The organism is Novosphingobium rhizosphaerae (assembly GCF_050920675.1).
GTDB lineage: Bacteria > Pseudomonadota > Alphaproteobacteria > Sphingomonadales > Sphingomonadaceae > Novosphingobium > Novosphingobium rhizosphaerae.
Genome location: NZ_CP137861.1, coordinates 2,506,620 through 2,527,602, shown reverse-complemented (window position 1 = coordinate 2,527,602; position 20,983 = coordinate 2,506,620). Strand labels below are relative to the sequence as shown.

At 65.5% G+C, this 20,983-nt stretch carries 20 protein-coding genes and 3 tRNA genes; 16 read left to right on the top strand and 7 right to left on the bottom strand.

What is annotated here, in order from left to right; genetic code table 11:
* Nucleotides 1–122: 122 nt before the first annotated feature.
* Nucleotides 123–1,976: a DNA mismatch repair endonuclease MutL gene (gene mutL, locus R9J51_RS11535; protein WP_179504525.1), complete on the bottom strand. Its 1,854-nt coding sequence runs from the start codon at nucleotides 1,974–1,976 to the stop codon at nucleotides 123–125.
* Nucleotides 1,977–2,165: 189 nt separating this feature from the next.
* On the opposite strand from mutL, the gene R9J51_RS11530 reads away from it, so the two are divergent.
* From R9J51_RS11530 to R9J51_RS11495, 8 genes are all read left to right on the top strand, one after another.
* Nucleotides 2,166–3,212, top strand: a complete 1,047-nt coding sequence (locus R9J51_RS11530; protein ID WP_168554599.1) for a rod shape-determining protein — start codon at nucleotides 2,166–2,168, stop codon at nucleotides 3,210–3,212.
* Nucleotides 3,213–3,320: 108 nt separating this feature from the next.
* Nucleotides 3,321–4,232, top strand: a complete 912-nt coding sequence (gene mreC / locus R9J51_RS11525) for a rod shape-determining protein MreC (protein WP_168554598.1) — start codon at nucleotides 3,321–3,323, stop codon at nucleotides 4,230–4,232.
* A gap of 15 nt (nucleotides 4,233–4,247) precedes the next feature.
* Nucleotides 4,248–4,802, top strand: coding sequence for a rod shape-determining protein MreD (locus tag R9J51_RS11520; RefSeq protein ID WP_168554597.1), 555 nt, complete (start codon nucleotides 4,248–4,250; stop codon nucleotides 4,800–4,802).
* 1 nt (nucleotide 4,803) lies between these two features.
* Nucleotides 4,804–6,882, top strand: a complete 2,079-nt coding sequence (gene mrdA / locus R9J51_RS11515; protein ID WP_169474213.1) for a penicillin-binding protein 2 — start codon at nucleotides 4,804–4,806, stop codon at nucleotides 6,880–6,882.
* A 5-nt stretch (nucleotides 6,883–6,887) separates the two neighbouring features.
* Nucleotides 6,888–8,003, top strand: coding sequence for a rod shape-determining protein RodA (rodA, locus tag R9J51_RS11510; protein WP_168555473.1), 1,116 nt, complete (start codon nucleotides 6,888–6,890; stop codon nucleotides 8,001–8,003).
* A gap of 104 nt (nucleotides 8,004–8,107) precedes the next feature.
* Nucleotides 8,108–8,183: transfer RNA gene (locus tag R9J51_RS11505), tRNA-Lys, on the top strand.
* 48 nt (nucleotides 8,184–8,231) lie between these two features.
* Nucleotides 8,232–8,307 (top strand) — tRNA-Lys (locus R9J51_RS11500).
* 44 nt (nucleotides 8,308–8,351) lie between these two features.
* Nucleotides 8,352–8,427 (top strand) — tRNA-Lys (locus R9J51_RS11495).
* A gap of 41 nt (nucleotides 8,428–8,468) precedes the next feature.
* Here the strand turns inward: R9J51_RS11495 and adhP are convergent.
* From adhP to R9J51_RS11475, 4 genes are all read right to left on the bottom strand, one after another.
* Nucleotides 8,469–9,494 (bottom strand): alcohol dehydrogenase AdhP, encoded by a 1,026-nt coding sequence (gene adhP / locus R9J51_RS11490; protein ID WP_179504524.1) that lies wholly within the window; start codon nucleotides 9,492–9,494, stop codon nucleotides 8,469–8,471.
* A gap of 96 nt (nucleotides 9,495–9,590) precedes the next feature.
* A complete protein-coding gene (locus R9J51_RS11485; protein WP_179504523.1) occupies nucleotides 9,591–10,451 on the bottom strand; it encodes a pirin family protein in 861 nt (286 codons plus the stop codon).
* A 95-nt stretch (nucleotides 10,452–10,546) separates the two neighbouring features.
* Nucleotides 10,547–13,051, bottom strand: coding sequence for a TonB-dependent receptor (locus R9J51_RS11480; protein ID WP_169474091.1), 2,505 nt, complete (start codon nucleotides 13,049–13,051; stop codon nucleotides 10,547–10,549).
* A gap of 189 nt (nucleotides 13,052–13,240) precedes the next feature.
* Nucleotides 13,241–13,876, bottom strand: a complete 636-nt coding sequence (locus R9J51_RS11475; RefSeq protein WP_179504522.1) for a flavin reductase family protein — start codon at nucleotides 13,874–13,876, stop codon at nucleotides 13,241–13,243.
* A gap of 193 nt (nucleotides 13,877–14,069) precedes the next feature.
* On the opposite strand from R9J51_RS11475, the gene R9J51_RS11470 reads away from it, so the two are divergent.
* The 3 genes from R9J51_RS11470 to ribH are packed head-to-tail and all read left to right on the top strand — an operon-like array spanning nucleotide 14,070 to nucleotide 16,372.
* Nucleotides 14,070–14,633: a homogentisate 1,2-dioxygenase gene (locus tag R9J51_RS11470; protein ID WP_179504521.1), complete on the top strand. Its 564-nt coding sequence runs from the start codon at nucleotides 14,070–14,072 to the stop codon at nucleotides 14,631–14,633.
* Between the two features lie 45 nt (nucleotides 14,634–14,678).
* A complete protein-coding gene (ribB, locus tag R9J51_RS11465; protein ID WP_169474088.1) occupies nucleotides 14,679–15,944 on the top strand; it encodes a 3,4-dihydroxy-2-butanone-4-phosphate synthase in 1,266 nt (421 codons plus the stop codon).
* Between the two features lie 5 nt (nucleotides 15,945–15,949).
* Nucleotides 15,950–16,372, top strand: a complete 423-nt coding sequence (ribH, locus tag R9J51_RS11460; RefSeq protein ID WP_179504520.1) for a 6,7-dimethyl-8-ribityllumazine synthase — start codon at nucleotides 15,950–15,952, stop codon at nucleotides 16,370–16,372.
* Between the two features lie 128 nt (nucleotides 16,373–16,500).
* On the opposite strand, the gene eno is transcribed toward ribH, so the two are convergent.
* Nucleotides 16,501–17,784 (bottom strand): phosphopyruvate hydratase, encoded by a 1,284-nt coding sequence (gene eno, locus R9J51_RS11455; protein WP_168554588.1) that lies wholly within the window; start codon nucleotides 17,782–17,784, stop codon nucleotides 16,501–16,503.
* Between the two features lie 276 nt (nucleotides 17,785–18,060).
* On the opposite strand from eno, the gene R9J51_RS11450 reads away from it, so the two are divergent.
* The 5 genes from R9J51_RS11450 (at nucleotide 18,061) to R9J51_RS11430 (ending at nucleotide 20,371) form a co-directional block, all read left to right on the top strand.
* Entirely contained in the window at nucleotides 18,061–18,684 is a 624-nt protein-coding gene (locus R9J51_RS11450) for a hypothetical protein (protein ID WP_432787400.1), read from the top strand.
* Nucleotides 18,677–19,099 carry a phage holin family protein gene (locus tag R9J51_RS11445; RefSeq protein WP_179504519.1) on the top strand — a complete coding sequence of 141 codons (423 nt, stop codon included), beginning with the start codon at nucleotides 18,677–18,679 and terminating at the stop codon, nucleotides 19,097–19,099. Before R9J51_RS11450 ends, R9J51_RS11445 begins: the two co-directional genes overlap by 8 nt.
* Complete coding sequence (locus tag R9J51_RS11440) at nucleotides 19,096–19,458, top strand: hypothetical protein (RefSeq protein WP_168554586.1); 363 nt, start codon at nucleotides 19,096–19,098, stop codon at nucleotides 19,456–19,458. Before R9J51_RS11445 ends, R9J51_RS11440 begins: the two co-directional genes overlap by 4 nt.
* A complete protein-coding gene (locus R9J51_RS11435; protein ID WP_179562282.1) occupies nucleotides 19,452–20,018 on the top strand; it encodes a hypothetical protein in 567 nt (188 codons plus the stop codon). Before R9J51_RS11440 ends, R9J51_RS11435 begins: the two co-directional genes overlap by 7 nt.
* Nucleotides 20,019–20,149: 131 nt before the next feature.
* Nucleotides 20,150–20,371, top strand: coding sequence for a DUF4170 domain-containing protein (locus R9J51_RS11430; protein WP_168554584.1), 222 nt, complete (start codon nucleotides 20,150–20,152; stop codon nucleotides 20,369–20,371).
* Nucleotides 20,372–20,449: 78 nt separating this feature from the next.
* Here the strand turns inward: R9J51_RS11430 and greA are convergent, their stop codons facing one another.
* Nucleotides 20,450–20,926, bottom strand: a complete 477-nt coding sequence (gene greA / locus R9J51_RS11425) for a transcription elongation factor GreA (protein WP_168554583.1) — start codon at nucleotides 20,924–20,926, stop codon at nucleotides 20,450–20,452.
* Nucleotides 20,927–20,983 lie beyond the last annotated feature (57 nt).

Sequence of the window (20,983 nt, the reverse complement as noted above, 5' to 3'; positions counted from 1 at the left end):
TGCCGACGATGCGAACAGCGATAGGCCGATAAGCTGAGCCACCATTCTCGCAAGCACTGACTTCTCCCTGCAAAGCTCCGAGAATGGCGGGATGCGCGGTCGTTTATTGCGGCGCTAGGTCCCTACTTCCGCCCGAACAGCTTCTCGATATCCCCATGCGCCAGCTTTACCCAGGTAGGCCGGCCATGGTTGCACTGGCCCGAGCGTGGCGTCACTTCCATTTCGCGCAGCAGGGCGTTCATTTCCGGCACCGAGAGCACGCGCCCGGCGCGGACCGAGCCGTGGCAGGCCATGGTGGCCAGGACGAGATCCAGCCGTTCGCCCAAGAGCAGCGCGTCGCCGTGCTTGGCGAGGTCGTCGGCCACGTCGCGCACCAGGGCCTGCACGTCGCCCTTGGCGAGCGCGGCGGGGACGCTGCGCACCAGCATCGCGGCCGGGCCGAAGCGTTCGAGCGCGAGGCCGAAATCAGCCAGGCGCGGCGCGGCTTCCTCCAGGCGGTCGCAGGCCGGTTCGTCGAGGTCCACCACTTCGGGCAGGAGCAGCGCCTGGGCCGGCGCGGCACCGTCCCCCGCTCCTGCGGCGCGCAAGCGTTCTAGGACCAGGCGCTCATGTGCGGCGTGCTGGTCGACGATCACCAGGCCATCGCTGGCTTCGGCCACGATATAGGTCTTGGCCACCTGGCCGCGCGCCACGCCAAGCGGGTGCTCCACCGCTTCGGGCACCGGGGCTGCCGCTTCCTCGGCCCGCGCAACCGGCGGGGCCATGACACTGGCTTCATAACCACGCCAGGCTTGCCCCGCTTCGCTCAGCCGCGTCGGCTGATAGGAGGGCGCAAAGATACTGCCCTGGCGCGCTGGCTCTGGCGCCGCGGGCGGCGTGAACAGCGGCGCTGGGGATGAAACGATCGGCTCTGCCTGCCACGCCCGCATCGCCCCGGCGTCGGGCGTCTGGGCCGCGCGACGATCGCCGGTGGACAGCGCCTGGCGCAGGCCCGTCACGATCATGCCGCGCACCAGGGCGCTGTCGCGGAAGCGCACTTCGGTCTTGGCCGGGTGCACGTTGACGTCCACTTCCTCGGGCGGGACATTGAGGAACAGGGCCAGCACGGCGTGGCGGTCGCGCGCCAGCATGTCGGCATAGGCGCCGCGCACCGCGCCGAGCAGCAGGCGGTCTTTCACCGGGCGTCCATTGACGAACAGGTATTGGTGATCGGCCACGCCGCGGTTGTAGGTGGGCAGCCCGGCGACGCCGACAAGGTGGTAATCGCCGCGCGCCAGGTCCACCGCGACGGCGTTGTCCGCCAGTTCGCGGGCCACCAGCTGCGCCACGCGCGCGGCAAGGTTGTCACCGGGTTGCACGTGCAGCGCGCGGCGGCCGTCATGCTCCAGGGTAAAACCGATGTCGGGCCGTGCCATCGCCAGGCGGCGGACCACATCCAGGCTGGACGCCCATTCCGAACGCGGGCTGCGCAGGAACTTGCGCCGCGCCGGGATCTTGCCGAACAAGTCTTCTACCCGCACCCGCGTGCCCGGCGGCAGGGCGGCGGGCCCTTCGGCCACCAGCGCGCCGTGATCGACCACGCGTTTCCATGCCTCGCCTTGCGCCCCACTGCCATCTTCACGCCTGCGGCTTTCGATCGTGACGCGCGCGACCGAGGCGATCGAAGGCAGGGCCTCGCCACGGAAACCGAGCGTCGCGACCAGTTCGATCGCCTCGTCCGGCAGCTTGGACGTGGCATGGCGTTCCAGCGCCAAGGCGATCTCTTCGGCGCGCATGCCGCAGCCATCGTCGGTCACTTCGATCAGGCCCAGGCCGCCTTCCGAAAGGCGCACGAAAATCTGCGTGGCGCCCGCGTCGATGGCATTCTCGACCAGTTCCTTGAGCGCGCTGGCCGGGCGCTCCACCACCTCGCCCGCGGCGATGCGGTTGATCAGCGTATCGGGCAGGCGGCGTATCACGCGGGTTGTACTGGCCATGGAAGCCAACCTAGCGACGAACGTGCCCTTTTTCGAGACGGGCGGCATGACTTATCCCACGCCGCCATCGCACAAAATATTGGGTTTTACCCCCCGCTTGCGCTAATGAGCCGCCTTCCCCGGGCGCTCACTTTTGCGCATAGGCCACCAATGGCGGTGGTACCGCGCGCGAATCACACGGATTTTCTGATGGCTTCGATGTTTTCCCGATTCTTCAAGTTCGGTTCCCAGAACATTGCGATCGACCTCGGCACGGCGAACACCCTCGTCTATGTCCAGGATCGCGGCATCGTTCTCAATGAACCGTCCGTCGTTGCCATCGAAACCTTGAACGGCATCAAGAAGGTCAAGGCCGTGGGCGACGATGCCAAGATGATGATGGGCAAGACGCCCGACAGCATCGAAGCGATCCGCCCGCTGCGCGATGGCGTGATTGCCGACATCGAAGTCGCCGAAGCGATGATCAAGCACTTCATCCAGAAGGTGAACGGCAGCAAGAGCCTGCTGCGCTACCCGGAAATCGTGATCTGCGTGCCGTCGGGGTCCACCTCGGTGGAACGCCGCGCCATTCGTGACGCGGCCAGCAATGCCGGCGCCAGCCAGGTCTACCTGATCCTGGAACCCATGGCCGCCGCGATCGGCGCCGACATGCCCGTGACCGAGCCGGTGGGCTCGATGGTCGTCGACATCGGCGGTGGCACCACCGAAGTGGCCGTGCTGTCGCTGCGTGGCCTGGCCTATACCACCTCGGTGCGCGTGGGCGGGGACAAGATGGACGAAGCCATCGTCAGCTATGTGCGCCGCCATCACAATCTCCTCATTGGAGAAGCGACGGCCGAGCGCATCAAGAAGGACTATGGCATCGCCACGATGCCGGCCGACGGCATCGGTGAAACCATCCACATCAAGGGCCGCGACCTGGTCAACGGCGTGCCTAAGGAAATCACCATCACCCAGGCCAACGTGGCCGAAGCGCTGTCCGAACCGATCGGCGCGATCGTGGAAGGCGTGCGCATCGCGCTGGAAAACACCGCGCCCGAACTGGCAGCGGACATTGTCGACCAGGGCATCGTGCTGACCGGCGGTGGCGCCCTGATCCGCGGGCTGGACGAGCACTTGCGCGAGGAAACCGGCCTGCCCGTCAGCGTGGCGGAAGATCCGCTGTCGTGCGTGGCGCTGGGCACCGGGCGCGCGATGGAAGATCCGATCTATCGCGGCGTGCTGATGACCGCCTGAGGAATGCCGATATTCGGGCCGGCGGCGCGATTGGGGCAAGCGGCGGTTCAGCCGGCCTTCATCGCGTCTCTGGCTTGGCATAGAGAAGAGTATCAGGGGTAGAATATCATGGCGCGGTCGCCTGACCGGCGCCCGGGCTTTTCGCGCAGGGCGCAATACGGGATTTTCACCGGCTACGTGATCGCCGTTCTGGGCGTCGTGGCGGGTCTCGTCGTGCTCGGCGTCTCGATGTTCAACCCGGAAGCCTTTGCCTTTGCCCGCACCACCGCCAGCGAAGTGGCGCGTCCGCTGGGCCAGGCCGGCGCGGAAACGCGCAGCGCCAGCCAGGGCGTGTTCGCCGCGATCGGCGCCTATTTCAACGCCGGCCGGCAGAACGCCGCGCTCACCCGCGAAGTGCAGGCCGCTCGCGCCGACGCGGTTACGATGCATGCGCTGCAACAAGAAAACGCCCGGCTCAAAGCGCTGCTCGGGATCGTCGATCCCGCCGTGCGCCCCGTTACCGGCGCGCGCCTGATCGGCTCCACCGCCACGTCCACCCGCCGCTTTGCCGTGCTTTCGGTAGGCAGCAACCAGGGCGTGCAAAACGGCCAGCCGGTGCGCGCGGCCGGCGGCCTCATCGGCCGCGTGGTGGAAACCGGGCCCAACACCGCACGCGTGCTGCTGGTGACCGATCCCGACAACGTGGTTCCGGTGCGCCGCGCCTCGGATGGCCTTACCGCCTTCGTGCAGGGCGGTGCCAACGGCCGGATCGAAATCCGCCTGATCAACACCGGGGTCGCCACACTGAAAAAGGGCGATGTCTTCGTCACCTCGGGCTCGGGCGGGCTCTATCCGCCGGGCATTCCCGTGGCCGTGGCGACAGAGCCGCACCGCGATGGCGCCACCGGCCATCTCGCCAGCGACCCGTCGGACGCCGATTTCGTGGTCGTGCTGCCGGCCTGGCAGGCCGGCGCCCAGGCCGCGCTGGAAGCTGCACAGAAAGCCGCGCCGCCGCCGCCCGCCGACGACGGCAATCCTTGAAGCGCGGCCGCATCGATGCCCCTCCCCTTCCTTCCCGCGCATCCCGAAGACCTCGTGCGGCGCCGCCTCAATCGCGGGCCTTCGCCCGTGGTCGCGCAAGGCCTGCCGTGGCTTTCGATCATGCTCGCCTCGATGGTCACGTTTTCGCCGGTGGTCGCCTCCGCGCCGGTGCTGCCGCCGCTCGGCTTCATGACCTTGCTCGCCTGGCGCCTGCTGCGGCCCACGCTGCTGCCGGTCTGGGCCGGGCTGCCGCTGGGCCTGTTCGACGATCTCTACAGCGGCCAGCCGTTTGGCAGCGGCATCGTGCTGTGGTCGCTCACCATGCTGGCCATGGACGTGATCGACGAGAAATTCCTGTGGCGCGGCTTTATCCAGGACTGGCTGACCGCCGCCACGCTGCTTGCGGCCTATGTCGTGCTCACGGCGTGCCTCGCCGGGTTGGCCACCGGCTATCCCCTGCCCGTCACGGTGGGACCGCAAGTGCTGCTCGCGGTGTTGCTGCACCCGGTGGTCACGCGGATCGTCGCGTTGCTCGACCGGATCCGCCTGCTCCCGCTCAAAAGGCTGTGACGTGAAGCAGAAGTTGCCGCTCACCTCGGCTATCCTGACCAATCGTTTCGAGCGTCGCACGTTCGTCTTGGGCATGGCCCAGGCCAGCGTCGGCGCGCTGCTCGCCACACGCCTTGCCTATCTCTCGATCTTCGAGAACGAGAAGTACAAGGCCGCATCGGAAAGCAACCGCGTAAACCTGTCGCTGATCCCGCCCCGCCGCGGCTGGGTGCTCGATCGCAATGGCGCGGCGCTGGCCTCCAACCGCGCCGATTTCCGGGTGGACGTGATCCCCGATCGCCTGGTCGATGCCGACGATACCTTGTCCAAGCTGTCGGGCCTGCTTGGCCTCACGGCGGACAAGATCAACGACATCAAGGACAAGCTGGACAAGGCGCGCGGGTTCCAGCCGGTGGAAGTGGCGGCCAAGCTCGATTGGGACAAGTTCGCCGCGGTCAGCGTGCGCCTGCCCGAAATGCCCGGCGTGATCCCGCAGCGCGGCTATTCGCGCTATTATCCCACCGGTCCGTCGGTGGGGCACCTGGTCGGCTATGTCGGCCCCGCCTCTGCCGAGGATTACGAGCGCGAGCGCAACCCGCTGCTGATCACGCCCGGCTTCAAGATCGGCAAGGACGGGCTGGAAAAGCATTTCGAAGTGCGCCTGCGCGGCGTGCCCGGCGCGCGGCGGGTGGAGGCCACCGCCTCGGGCCGCGTGGTGCGCGATCTGGGCACGCGCGAGGACGTGCCTGGCCAGCCGATCCAGTTGACCATCCTGGGCGGGTTGCAGGATTATGCCGCGCGGCGCATCGGCCTGGAATCAGGCTCGGTCGTGGTGATGGATTGCGCCACGGGCGATGTGCTGGCGATGGTTTCCATGCCTTGCTACGATCCCAACAGCTTTTCCGATGGCATCGGCCGCATCGAATGGAAAATGCTGTCGGAAGACGATCACGTGCCCTTGCGCAACAAGGTGCTGCGCGGGCTCTATCCCCCCGGCTCCACGGTCAAGCCGCTGGTGGCCATGGCCTTTCTTGAAGCCGGGCTCGATCCCAAGGCGTCGGTCAATTGCGCCGGCGGCCTGCGCGTGGGCAACCGCGTGTTCCACTGCTGGAACCACCATGGCCACGGCTCGACCGACATGCTCAAGGGCATCTACCAGTCGTGCGACGTCTATTTCTATCACTTCGCCCAACAGATCGGCATGGACAAGATTGCCGCCATGGCGCGGCGCCTGGGCCTGGGCCAGGAATTCCCCATGCCCTATCCGGGGCAATCCTATGGCACGGTGCCCGATCCGGCGTGGAAGCTGCGGAAATACCACAAGGAATGGGCGATCTATGACACGGTGAACGCCACCATCGGCCAGGGCTACATGCTGGTAAACCCGCTGCAGCAGGCCACGATGGTGTCGCGCATCGCCTCGGGCCTGCAACTCACCCCGCGCCTGATCCTTGACAAGCACGCCGCGCCGCCGCCCTCGATGGGCTTTGCCCAAGACCATCTGGACCTGATCCACGCGGCGATGAACGAAGTGGTCAACGGGCGCGGCACGGCGGGCAAGGCGCGCATTCCGATCGAAAACGTGCTGATGGCCGGGAAGACCGGCACCGCGCAGGTCGTGGGTCTGCAACACGGCAACGGCAAGAACGTGGAATGGAAGCGGCGCGACCATGGCCACTTCATCTGCTTCGCCCCGTTCGACAAGCCGCGCTATGCCTGCGCCGTGGCGATCGAGCATGGCGGCGGTTCACCCAGCGCCTATCCCATCGCGCGCGACGTGATGACTTATCTGTTCGATCCGGCCAAGGCGATGGCCGCACTGGAGGAACTGGAGCAAGGCTGGGGCGGCAACGTGCAACAGCGCATGGCCACCCGCTACAATGCCTTTGCCGCGCAATATGGCACCAGCGCCCCGCGCGCGCCCGACGAAGCGCAGGCGAGCAAAGTGGTGGAAGACGAGAACAAGCCCGCGCCCGAGCCGTCCGCTGCGCAGACCGACGCCGCGCCCCCCGCCCCCGAACCCGATGCGCCCACCCCGCAGCCCACGCCCTCGCCCGGCACTGCCGGTGGCCCGGCGACGCCGGCCAACGGGGGGCAGTGACCGCCATGCGCCGCGCCTATATCCCTGCTGCCCTCTCGCGCCAGCCCTGGGGCGTTCTGCTGCCGCTGCTGATGCTGGTGCTGTTTGGCGGCGCAGTGCTCTATTCGGCCGCCGGCGGGCATTTCCAGCCATGGGCGGCCACGCACGTGGCGCGCTTCTTCGTGTTCCTGACCATGGCCATGGTGGTGGCCCGCATCCCGCAGGATTGGTTCCGCCGCGCCGCCCTGCCGGCCTATGGCGCGCTCTGCGTGCTGCTGGTGCTGGTGGAACTGATCGGCGGCATCGGCGGGGGCAGCCAGCGCTGGCTCAACCTGGGCTTCATGACGCTGCAGCCCTCGGAACTGATGAAGCCGGGGATCGTGCTGGTGCTGGCCTGGTTCTACAGCGTGCTGCCCACGGGCGAAACGCGCACCTGGCGCGCGCTGGCGCCGCCGGCGCTGCTGGTGGGTTTTCCCGCCGCTTTCGTGATGCTGCAGCCGGACCTGGGCACCGCGCTGGCGATCTGTTTCGGCGCGGTTTGCGTGATGTTCCTGGCCGGGTTGCCCTTGCGCTGGTTCCTGGGCGCGGGCGGCGCTGGCGCGGTGATTGCCCCGCTCGCGTTCTTCTTTGCGCTGCATGACTACCAGCGCAAGCGGGTGCTGGTGTTCATGGACCCGGAAAGCGATCCGCTGGGCGCAGGCTATCACATCACCCAGTCCAAGATCGCGATCGGCTCTGGCGGCTTTTTCGGCAAGGGCTTTGGCCATGGCTCGCAAAGCCACCTGGACTACCTGCCCGAGGCGCACACCGACTTCGTGTTTGCCACCATGGCCGAGGAATGGGGCATGTTGGGCGGCCTGTTCGTCCTGCTGGTGTTCGGCCTGGTGCTGCGCTGGGGGCTGAAGGTTGCCCTGCGCGCGCCCGATCGCTTTTCCCGCCTGCTGGCCGCCGGCATGGTCGCCACGATCTTTTTCTATGCCTGCATCAACATGATGATGGTCATGGGCCTGGCGCCGGTGGTGGGCATTCCCCTGCCGTTCCTGAGCCATGGCGGCTCGTCGATGATGACCAACATGGTCTGCATCGGCACGATCATGGCGGTCGATCGGTGGAGCCGCCGGGGCGCCACCGGCCTGTCCTGATTCTCCACAGGGCTTTTGCCAAAAAAGTTGAAATTGGGGCTTGGCAGCGAGCGAGAAAACGCTATTGGGGCCGCTCCCGGGCGGCGACGGTCGCTCGGGAACCCGGACGCATAGCTCAGTTGGTAGAGCAGCTGACTCTTAATCAGCGGGTCCTAGGTTCGAGCCCTAGTGCGTCCACCACTCCTTTTTTCCGGTGCACCAACACCGGCCTGCGCAAACCGCAGGTGTGGACGCATAGCTCAGTTGGTAGAGCAGCTGACTCTTAATCAGCGGGTCCTAGGTTCGAGCCCTAGTGCGTCCACCATCCCTTTTTCCGGTGCCCACCACCGGCCTGCCGCACACCGGCATGGACGCATAGCTCAGTTGGTAGAGCAGCTGACTCTTAATCAGCGGGTCCTAGGTTCGAGCCCTAGTGCGTCCACCATCCTTTCCAGACAGCAGACGCACCGGCCCGGCTGAAGGCCTTCAGCGCAGGTCGAGCACCACGCGCCCTTCGATCGTGCCCTGCTCCATCCGTGCAAACACCGCGTTGATCTCGTCCAGCCGCGCGGTCTGCACCGTGGCGCGCACTTTGCCCGCAGCGGCAAAATCCAGCGCCTCGATCAGGTCGAGCCGCGTCCCCACGATCGAGCCACGCACGGTGATCCCATTCAGCACAGTGTCGAAGATCGACAGCGGGAAATCGCCGGGCGGCAGGCCGTTAAGCGCCACCGTGCCACCACGCGCCGCCATGCCCAGTGCCTGTTCGAAAGCCTTGCGCGAAACCGCCGTGACCAACACGCCCTGCGCCCCGCCGCAATGATCCTGCACGAAAACGGCGGGATCGTGTTCCAGCGCGTTGACCACCAGATCGGCGCCCAGGCTGGTTGCCAGCTCCAGCTTGGCCGGGTCGACGTCCACCGCGATCACCTTGCGCCCCATGGCCTTGGCATATTGCACCGCCATGTGCCCCAGGCCGCCGATGCCCGAAATCGCCACCCAGTCGCCCGGCTTGGTATCGGTGACTTTCAGCCCCTTGTAGACCGTCACGCCGGCACACAGGATCGGCGCCACTTCGGCCAGGTCCAGCCCGGGCGGCACGTGGCCCAGATAGGCGGCTTCAGCCAGGGCATATTCGGCAAAGCCGCCGTTCACCGAATAACCGGTGTTCTCTTGCTCGTGGCACAGGGTTTCCCAGCCACCCAGGCAATGCGGGCAATGCCCGCAGGCCGAATGCAGCCACGGCACGCCCACACAGTCGCCTTCTTTCACGCCGGTCACGCCTGGCCCCAGAGCCACGACATGGCCCACCCCCTCGTGCCCGGGAATGAATGGCGGCGCCGGCTTGACCGGCCAATCGCCATGCGCGGCGTGCAGATCGGTGTGGCACACCCCGCACGTGGCGATCTTCACCAGCACTTGCCCAGGCCCCGGGGTGGGCACGGGCACGTCCTCGATCACCAGCGGCTGCCCAAAGCCATGCACCACGGCGGCCTTCATCATATCGACCATTGCCATTCTCCTTTTTTGCCAATTGCATGAAGAATGACATTGCCCGTCGCTACAGGCTTTGGCCTCGATCAACGATCGGCGGTTCTGTGCTGCATTTCAGCCCATGGTACCAAACGCACCAGCGCGGAAATCGGCATAGGCCTGGTGAATTTCCGCCACGCTGTTCATCACGAAGGGTCCGTGCGCCACGATCGGTTCGGCAATCGGCCCGGCATGGCCCAGCAGGATCACGCTGTCCTCCTGCGCCGTCAATTCCAGCCGCTCGCCGGGCACCAGCTCCGCCAGGTGAAACGCCGGCGCCACTTGCCCAGCGATGCTGACTGCCCCACGCACGATATAGAGAAACACGTCGCGCCCGCCCAAACCGTCGATGGCCAGGGTGCCGCCCGGGGCCAGGTGGGCAAAGCTCATGAACACCCCGGTCAGCGAATCGACCGGCCCGGTTGCGCCGCCGCGCGATCCGGCCACCAGGTGCACATGCACGCGACCCTCGTCCTCCACCAGCACCGGCACGGCATCGGCCTGCACCCCGGTATAGCGCGGCGCCGTCATCTTGAGCCGCGCTGGCAGATTCACCCACAATTGCAGGATTTCGAGGCGGCCACCGGCCTGCTTGAACGCCTCTGACGAGATTTCGGCGTGGATCAGGCCGCTGCCGGCCGTCATCCATTGCACACCCCCGGCGTAGATCGTGCTCTCGTGGCCGCCGGTATCGCGGTGGGTCAGTTCGCCGTCGAGAATGAACGTGACGGTCTCGAACCCGCGATGCGGATGCGGGCCGAACGGCAGGCCCCGGTTGGGCGCAGGATAGACCTGCGGCCCATGGTGGTTGAGAAACAGGAACGCACCCAGGTGATCAAGATCGGGCCCCGGCAACGGCCGGCGCGTGACCAGGTCTCCGATATCGTCGCGCTGGGCGGGATGAAGGCGATGAATCGCGCAGGAAATCGTGCTCATGCCGCATGATAGGCGCAAGCCAAGGGCAAATGCGCGAAAAAAAGGGCGGCGGCCCTTTGCGAACCGCCGCCCCATCGATGCACGCAAGTTGTCGCTTAGTAGGCCAGCACCAGCGTGGCGATCGCCGCGCGCGGCGCGCCGATCTGGGCATTGGTATAGCTGCCCGAATAGCTGATCTGGTTGTTGTAGGTGCCCGAGAACCCGCCGACGTAATACTGGTTGAACAGGTTGGTCACGTTAAGCTGCAGGTACGACTTGTCGTTCAGGCCCACCGCGCCCAGCGCCACGCGGGCGTCGAGATCGACCACCGTGTACGACGGCGTCTTGGCGCCATAGGCCACCGTGGTGGTGCCAGCCAGGTAATAGGGCGTGTTCTGGTCGTTGACATAGCGCGGGCCCGTGCGCTTGACCTGCGCACCCAGCGTGAACGGCTGGAAATTGCCCGAAAGCCGCGCGCCGAACGTGGTAATCGGAACGGCGGATTCGAACTTGCCCGCCGTGGCCAGATCGCCGGTGGACGAGGTCACGTTGTCCTTGATCCGCGAATGCAGCCAGGACCCGAAGACATAGCCACTCACATGGCTGCTGAAGCGGTAGGACAGGTTGGCATCGATGCCATAGCGGTCCACCGTGCCAAGGTTGGTATAGATCGTGGTCTGCGCATCGGGCTGGTAGGCCGTGCCCAGGCGATTGGTGAAGTGGGTATACCACAGATCGGCCTGCGCCTGGAGCGGACCGCTGGTGCGGCGGAAGCCCAGGTCGAAGTTGTCGGTCTTTTCCGGGTTCACCAGCCCGGCGTCGCTGCCATTGGCGAAATAGAACGACTGGTAGAGCGAGGTCGTCTGCGGAACGGACATGCCCTTGGAGTAATTGAAGAAGATCTGCCCGGCCGCGGGCAGGTCATAGGTCACCCCCAGGCTGGGCAGCACGGCGCTGTAGTTATAGGTGCGGCGCTGCGGCGCGCCGTAATAGGGGCTCGTGGTGATCGAGGCGGCATATGTCGTGGCCGAATCCCCGAACGCGCAGGTCACGCTGCCGCTGGAATTGCGGGTGAAGCAATAGTTGGTCAGGTCACGGTGCATGAACGGCGCGCGCAGGCCGGCGTTCACTTTCAGGCGATTGTCCAGGAACGTACCGCGATATTCGGCCGAAACCTGGTTGAGCAGCGCGATCGAGCGCGTGTCGCGCTTTTCCACCACGTTGCCGGCCGCGTCGGTCAGCGGATCGTTGACCGGCGAGATCAGCGTGGGCGAACCGTCGCTGTTCAGCGTGCCCAGTTCGCCCGTCTGCGCGATGACCGAGCGAGCGAAGGCATAGGCCAGGCGCACGGCCTGGTGATCATCCAGATCGTAGCGCATCGAAGTGGTCAGCGCGATGCGATGGGTCACGGTCTGGCTGGGGGCCAGCAGGCGCACCTTGTCCAGCGTGTCGCCATCGCCGTTGAGGTCCTTGCCCAGGTAGTATGTGCCGTTGATGTAGCCGGTCATCCCGCTCGACGTGCCTTCCGAGGCCACGACCGTGCCGCCGCCATTGGCCTTGGTCCATTGGAAGCTGGGATCGATCGTCCACACCAGGCCGGGTGCCAGCGTCAGCCGCGCGCTGCCGCGCAAGTTGAACAACTGCGCCGGATTGACGCGGTAGTCATAGGCAGAGCCGCAGGTGTTGGCCGCATCGGCCACCCCGGCATTGGCGCTGGCCGTGGTGCACGGGCTGTACTTGTAATAGGCGTTCTTGAAGCTGGTGGGGAAATAGGTGAAGCCGGTGCCGGTGTCGCTGGTCAGCGCCACGTTCGAAAGCGGCACCGAACCCGAGAAGTTGTTTTCCGTCCCCACATAAGTGCCGGTCAGCGACAGGAAATCGCCGTTGTTGCCAAGCGGCTGGTAGATGCCGCCATTGGCCTGTTCGCGGCGCACCTTGCCATAGTTGTTGAACGGCGAGTCGTTGTGCGAGCGGCTGTATTCGCCATAGAGGCGCGTGCCGGCCGGCCCGATCGCGCCGCTGTCCACCATACCCATCACACGGTAATAGTTGTCGGTGCCCAGCGCGCCCGAAGCCTTGAGGTGGAAATCCTCGGTCGGGCGGTGCGAACGGATGTTGATGCTCGAACCCGAAGCCGAAGACGTCGGGCTGTCCACGTCGGTGGTGCCCAGGTTCACCGAAACCTGGTCGATCACTTCGGAATCGAGGAGTTCGCCCGAATAGAGCGCATAGTTGCCATCGTCATTGAGCGTGACGCCGTCGATGGTTTCGGAAATGCGCGTTGCGTCAAAGCCGCGGATCATCAGCGTGCCGCCGCTGCCGCCATAGGGATCGTTGTTCTGGAAACTCACGCCGGGCAGATAGTTGATCGTGTCGTTGATCGACTGGCCCGGCGTCTGCCGCTCGATCCAGGCCTGAGTGAGGATCGCCGAAGCCTTGGTGGTGTCGGGATTGGCCACCCCGGCAATGCCCTTCTGGCCCGTGGCGGTCACCACGATCTGGTTGCCGAAATCGAGCGTGCCGGTGGACTGGGCCAGCACGGGCGTGGCTGCGGCCAAACCTGCCAGGGCAAGCGCGGCTGCGCTGGCGTAGCCCGCCAGACGGTATTTTTGATGGGTCATATTGCCTCCTTGAAACCGCGATCGGATAAGGCGCAAATATGCCGGATTTGCTACAGTTATTCGGTATATACCGTTGTTTTATATTGATATTTTTGTTTATCAAAGATACACATGAAACTACATTGGCAAGATGTGGCAATGCGGCGAAACGAATGCCGCATTGCAACGATTTCGCACGAATTCCGTCAATCAGCGGTCATTTTGCGCCGCCAGCCAATCGGCATAGCGCGGCCGCAGCAATTGGAACGAGGTGTCGCTGCGGCTGTACCAACCCGCCCCGTGCATGCGCGCCACCAGGCCCATGGCCATGGTATCGACATGCAGCTTTTCCGCGTCGATGAAACGATCATGGATGTGAAAACGCACCACTTCGCCCAGCACGATCGTGCTCTGCCCCGCCTCGATCGCCTGGTAGAGGCGGCATTCCATCGAAACCGGCGCGGTGGCGATGCGATCAGGGGCCACCACGCTTGAACGCGCCAGTGCCAGGCCGGCGTGGGCCGCCTCGTCGAATTCAGGTGGGGCGTCAATGCACGTGAAATTCATGGCCGGGGCATCGGCTTCGGACACCAGGTTTACAACGAATTCCTTCGTTTCCAGAATGTTGGCCGGGGTATCCTTGTGCCGCCCATCCGCCTGGCGCAAAAAGCCGATCGCCACCAGCGGCGGATCGGCCGCCACCATGTTGAAAAAGCTGAACGGCGCGGCGTTGGCCACTCCGGCGGACGAGCGGCTGGTGACCCAGGCGATCGGGCGCGGCGTGATCGAGGCGCTCATGAGCTTATAGCGGTCGCCCGCCGGGACCACCGAAAAATCGAATTCCATCGCGTGCCTCCATGGTCACCGGGCCGCCGGCAGAACGTCGGCGAGCGCGCTCCGCCAGAACAGGGCCCGGCTTTGGGATAGCCATCGGCCAATTGTTGGTTATCGTCCAGCAGGTTGCATGCCCTGGCCGTGATTCTCATGGCCCCCGCCCGGCATGGCCAGCCCGGCCAGGATGAAAGGAAACCCGATGCGCATGCCCCGCCATTTTCTGTGCCAACTGGCCATCGGCGTGCTCGCCGTGCCGGCGCTCCCCATGGCGGGCCACGCCCAGCCCGCCACGCCGCCGGGCGCCAGCCCCGCCTGCCCCGCTACGCCAGCCCCGCTGCCGCCAGCCTTTTCCGCCTGGCCCAACGCCACCGCGTTGACCAGCGCCCCGGACAAACCCGGCCTTGCCATGACGCAGATCGCACCGGGTGAGGCGGAAAACCTGGCGCTGCATCCCACGGCCGAGGTTCACTATGTCTCGCCCCCGGCAAAGCCAGGCGGCGCAGGCAGTTTTGGCGGCATGGTCGGCGTGCATGTGACAGCCGCGGGCACTTATCGCGTCGCGCTGGGCGCGCCGGCTTGGATCGATCTGCTGGCCAATGGCGCAACATTGCCCGCCACCGGCCATGGCCATGGGCCCGATTGCAGCGGCATCCGCAAGATCGTGGACTTTGCCTTGCAGCCCGGAGACTATGTGTTGCAGGTGGCCGCCAGCGCGACGCCATCGGTCACTGTCCTGGTCGTTCCCCAGGCGGACAACATGCAAATGTGATTTTGACCTCTTGCATATCACATTTCAATGTGACAATGCCGGCGCATGTCAAACGACCTGATCGAACGCGTCCGCAAGCTCGTTACCGACGGGGGCATGTCGCGCGCCGGGCTCGCCCGCGCCGCCGGCCTTCACGCCAACACCTTGCGCGAATGCACCTCGCCCGGCTGGAACCCCACCGCCGACACCCTGGCCAAGCTGGAGCGCGTGCTGACCGAAGGCGATGACAGCCCCGCGATCGTGCCGATCGAGGAAATCATCGAGGAAGCGCGCAACGGCCGGATGTTCATCCTGGTGGATGACGAGGACCGCGAAAACGAGGGCGACCTGGTCATCCCCGGCCAGATGGTCACGCCCGATGCGATCAATTTCATGGCCACCCACGGGCGCGGGCTGATCTGCCTGACGCTGACCCGCCAGCGCGTGGAGGAACTCGGCCTCGAACTGATGAGCCGGGCCAACGGCACCCGCCACGAAACCGCCTTCACCGTTTCGATCGAGGCACGCGATGGCGTGACCACCGGGATTTCCGCGCACGACCGTGCCCGCACCGTGACCGTGGCGATCGACCCGACCAAGGGACGTGGCGACATCGTCACGCCCGGCCACGTCTTTCCCCTGATCGCGCGCGATGGCGGCGTGCTGGTGCGCACCGGCCATACCGAAGCGGCGGTGGACATTTCGCGCCTGGCCGGCCTCAACCCCTCGGGCGTGATCTGCGAGATCATGAAGGACGACGGCACCATGGCCAGAATGGACGATCTCGTTCCATTTGCCCGGCGCCATGGCCTCAAGATCGGCACGATTCGCGACCTGATCGAATATCGCCGCCGGCACGATCATCTCGTCCAGAAAGCGGCGGACGTGCCCTTTACGTCGGACTATGGCGGCGACTGGCGCGTGCTGACCTATCGCAACAAGGTGGACGGCACCGAAAGCCTGGTCCTGCAAAAGGGCCATGTCGTGCCTGGCCGCCCCACCCTGGTGCGCGTCCATTCCTTTTCCGCCTTTGACGACCTGCTGGGCCGCGCCGGCCCGCGCAAGCGCACCTTGCAGCGCGCCATGGCCGAAATCGGCCGCGAAGGCGCCGGCGTGATCGTGCTGTTGTTCCCCAACGCCGATAGCGACCCGGTGCGCGGCGCCGCGCCGGGGCAGGACGTGGACTTGCGCGTCTATGGCATCGGAGCGCAGATCCTGGCGGACCTGGGCATTCACGACATGGTGCTGCTGACCAATTCCCATCACACCCTGGTCGCCATCGAAGGCTATGGCCTCAATATCGTGGGCGAACGCCCCATTCTTTCGGAGTAAGTTGCTTGGCCAAGTTCCTCATCGTCGAAGCCCGCTTTTACGAGCACCTCAACGACAAGCTGATTGCCGGTGCCCGCGCCGCGATCAAGGCCGCCGGCCACAAGGCGGACGTGGTCACCGTGCCCGGCGCGCTGGAAATCCCGGCCGCCATCGCACTGGCCGACCAGGACGGCAGCTATGATGGCTATATTGCCATCGGCGTGGTGATCCGGGGCGAGACCTATCATTTCGAGATCGTGGCCGGCGAAAGCGCGCGCGGGATCATGGCGCTGACCATGGATGGCCTGCCGATCGGCAACGGCATCCTGACGGTGGAAAACGAGAGCCAAGCCCTGGTCCGCGCCGATCCGGCGCAAAAGGACAAGGGCGGCGAAGCGGCCAAGGCGGCGATCGCGCTCTATGACCTGAAGCAGAAGTGGGGCAACTGAGCCCTCACCCCTAACCTTCTCCCCTCCCGCTTGCGGGAGGGGTCGGGGGATGGAATGTTACCAAGCGAACATCCCAACACCCGCTCACCCAACCCTCTCCCCGCCGGGGAGAGGGTTTTCTTTTGGGTTCAGGCCAAGCGGCCGAACGCACCCCGGCCGGCATAATGCGCGGCCTGGCCCAGCTCTTCCTCGATGCGGATGAGCTGGTTGTACTTGGCAAGCCGGTCCGAACGGGCAAGCGAGCCGGTCTTGATCTGGCCGCAGTTGGTGGCAACCGCAAGATCGGCAATGGTGGCATCTTCGGTTTCACCCGAACGATGGCTCATCACGGCAGTGTAGCCGGCGCGCTGCGCAATGCTGACGGCTTCGAGCGTTTCGGTCAGCGTGCCGATCTGGTTGACCTTGACCAGCAGCGAATTCGCCAGGCCCTTGCCGATGCCCATCTGCAGGCGCTTGGGGTTGGTTACGAACAGGTCGTCACCCACCAGCTGCACGCGCTTGCCGACTTTGGCGGTGAGCGCAGCCCAGCCTTCGAAATCGTCTTCGGCCATGCCATCTTCGATCGAGAGGATCGGATAGGCATCGCACAGCGCGGCGAGATAGTCGGCCATGGCATCGGGGCTGAGCGAGAGGCCTTCGCCGCTGATTTCGTACTTGCCGCCACGGAAGAATTCGGTGGAGGCGCAGTCCAGCGCCAGGACCATGTCCTCGCCCGGCTTGAACCCGGCCTTTTCGATCGAGGCCATCACGAAATCGAGCGCGTCGCGCGTGCTGGCAAGGTTGGGAGCAAAGCCGCCTTCATCGCCAACGGCCGTGGCCAGGCCCTTTTCGTGCAGGCCCTTCTTGAGGGTGTGGAACACTTCCGCGCCCCAGCGCACCGCTTCGGCCAGGGTGGGCGCGCCCACCGGCATGATCATGAATTCCTGGAAATCGATCGGATTGTCGGCATGTTCGCCGCCGTTGATGATGTTCATCATCGGCACCGGCAGGACATGGGCCGAAACCCCACCGACATAGGAATAGAGCGGCAGGCCGCGCGCGTCGGCCGCGGCCTTGGCCACCGCGAGCGAGGTGCCGAGAATGGCGTTGGCGCCGATGCGGCTCTTGTTTTCGGTACCATCCAGCTCGATCATCGCCAGGTCGATGTCGCGCTGGTCTTCGGCGTCGAGGCCGAGCAGCACTTCGCTGATTTCGTCGTTGACGGCGTCCACCGCCTTGGTCACGCCCTTGCCCAGATAGCGGCTCTTGTCGCCATCGCGCAGTTCCACCGCTTCGTGTGCGCCGGTGGAGGCGCCCGAAGGAACGGCGGCGCGACCGAACGAGCCATCGTCAAGGAGAACGTCGACTTCGACGGTGGGATTGCCCCGGCTGTCGAGGATTTCGCGGGCGTGAATATCGATGATCGCGGTCATGATCGGCTTCCCCTTGGCTTTCGGTGGCAGGCTCCCTTTGAGCCCGCTTCCAGCAGCGAACGACGGTGCAAGTTTCCAGGGCAAGTTTCTCTGGACTTCACCGGCCTGCCGGGCTCCTATCGGGTGGAACCTTGGCAAGCAAGCGGCGTTGGCTTGCAAGATGGCGTAGAGCGGCAAATAATGCCGCAGTGCAACACCTGAACGCCGCCCAAGCGCCTGCCCGACCAGGGCATACGATTGTGGCATACGAATTTGTCGAAAGAGAAAGGGATTCTCATGGCCGACACCGCACCTGAAACCAACGAAACGAAGGCCGCCATCAAGGATGCCGGCACCGATCTGGTGGATGCCGGGACCAAGGCGGTCGACGCCGCCGAAGTGAAGGCGGGCGATCTTGCCCAAGCCGCGCGCGATCTGGCCGAAAAGGCCAAGACTCGCTTTGCCCAGGCCGTGGAAGACGCGCGCACCAGCGCCGAAACCCTGAAGGCCGAAGCCGTGGAAAAGGGCCAGGCCTACAAGGACAAGGCGAGCGACACCGCAGCGCAGTGGACCGACGAAGCCAAGGCCCTGGCCGCGCAGGCCAAGGACAAGGGCGCCGACCTGGCACACGATGGCAAGGCCAAGGCGAGCGAGGCGCTTGCTACCGTTGCCAAGGCCATCGGCAGCTCGGCCGAGGCGATCGACGAGAAGCTGGGCGTGAAGTACGGCGATTATGCCCGCACCGCCGCCAAGAGCGTGGAAGAAACCGCCGACAAGCTGGCGTCCAAGGACTTTGCCGAACTGGGCGAAGACGTGAAGACGTTCGTGCGCCAAAGCCCGGCCACAGCGCTGGGCATTGCTGCCGTCACCGGCTTTGTGCTGGCGCGCCTGTTCCGCGGCGGCGACAGCAAGGATGCCTGACAGCAGCGGTGCCGAAGCTGAGGCCACGCCGCTGGCCGCGCGACTCGAAGCGCTCCTGCGCCAGGGCGAAACCCTGTTGGGCGCCGAACTGGCCTATCAAAAGGCGCGCGTGGGCTTTGGCTGGAGCAGGGGCAAGCATGTTGCCCTCTATCTGGCCTTGGCCGGCGCGTTCGGCGGACTGACCTTGGTGGCATTGGTGGTGGGGCTGCTGATTGCGCTGGCCCCGTTGCTGACGCCATGGGGCGCGCTGGCAGTGGTGGGCCTGGGCCTCGCGCTGCTTAGCGCGCTGTGCTTCCGCGCGGCGGTCCGTGCATTCCGCGATGCGCGCGACACCGTGCTGGGCAAACCGACCAAGGCCGAAGAGGCCGTGGTCGCCGCAGTGCATGAAAATGCCGGCCAGGAGAGTGAGGCATGAGCGCCGAAGACACCCTGCTCGCCACGGCCCAGGCCCGCGCGCAAGCCTGGCAGGACATGCGCGCGCAACTGGTTGGGTTGAAAGACGACCTGACGGCCCGTCCGCTTGGATTGCGCCTGCGTGAGCGGCTGATCGACGAAATGGTCGAGGCGATCGACGGCGCGGGCACCGTGGTGCGCGACACGGCCCCTGCCCTCATCACCACGCTGGTGTTGCTGGCCGGATGGACCTTGCGCGCGCCCTTGGCCACGCTGGCCCAATGGCTGTGGCGCAAACGGCCCGCCGGATGGTTTGGCCAACCGGCACGACGCAGCTGGGCGAATATACATCGGGGGCGCAAATCTGGAGGATTATGGTGAGCGAAGAAACCAAGCAGACGCCCGACCTCGCCCTGGCCACGCCGGCCGAGGCCGAGCAGCCGGTTCAAGACAACGCCGGCGCCAACACCACCGACCGCCTGGCCCAGGCGCGCGCCAAGGCAGCCGATGTCGGCTCCACCGTGCGCCAGGTGGTGGAACAACACCCGCTGGCAGCGCTTGCCGGCGGGATCGCCCTCGGCCTCGTCGTCGGCAAGCTGGCGGGGCGCAGCCGCAAGGCGCCGCCCAGCCGCAGCTTCGCCGATTTCGCCGGTCCGGCGGAACAGGCGGCAGCCGGCCTCAGCAAGAAAGCGGGCGCACTGGCGACGCTCGCTGCCGAAGTGGCCATGGCCTATGCCGCCAAGGCGGCCGAAGCCGGCCGTGACAGCGTGCACAAGCTGGAAGATATCGGCAGCGATGCCGGTGGCAAACTGGCCGATGGCGCTGGCGAGGCGCGCAAGAAAGCCGGCGACCTGGCCGATGTTGCCGGGCATGTGGTGCGCGAAGCAGCCGATGCCGCCTTGGCCAAGGCAAGCGAACTCGCCGCGCGGTTCAAGCGCTGAACACAGGGCCTGACGCCCATTTTGCGCAAACGCCCGTGCGCAGGTTGCAAATGCAGCCATGTGCACGGGCCTTGCGCAAAGGCGCGCAGTTTGCCATCGGCTGTGGCGCATCCTCCCAGGGAAGGGCCACAATGCAGAAACTCCACCTCGTGATGGGCGGCCGGGTGAAAGACCCGCAGACCCTCGATTTTGTCGACCTCAAGGCCATCGACCTCGTTGGCGTCTATGCCGATTATGCCGCCGCTGAAGAAGCGTGGCGCTCGGCGGCGCAGCGTACGGTTGACGACGCTGAAATGCGCTATGTGGTGGTGCACCTCCACAAGCTGCTCGATCCGGCGCAGAGCGAAGCCTGACCGGCCGCAAGGCACAGCAAAAAGCCCCCGGAAACATTGGTTTCCGGGGGCTTTTTGATGATGCTTGGAAGGTCGGTCTCAGATGAACTCGATCTTCTGCACGAGATAGAACTTGTCGCCCGAAGGGACGGTCACTTCGATCTCTTCGTCCACCTTGCGGCCGATCAGCGCGCGGCCCAGCGGCGAGTTGTAGCTGATGCGGCCGCGCTTGGCGTCGGCCTCGGCCTGGCCCACGATCTGGTAGCGCACCGGCTTTTCATCATCGTCGAGCAGCGTGACCGTGGCGCCGAACACGATGCGATCACCCGAAAGGGTGGTGGGATCGATGATGTGCGCACGGCTGATCTTGTCTTCGAGATCCGCGATCGTCGCTTCCACCTGGCCCTGGCGTTCCTTGGCGGCGTGATATTCGGCATTTTCGGAAAGATCGCCGTGGGCGCGTGCTTCCTCGATGGCGTCGACAATCTTGGGACGCTCCTCGCGCAGCAGCTTGAGCTCTGCGGTCAGCTTTTCATAGCCTTCCTGGAGCATCGGCAGCTTTTCTACACTGGCCATCCGTAATCCTTCTCTTTCAATTCCCTGGCCCAATCGGTTCAAGGGAAAACCGTTCCC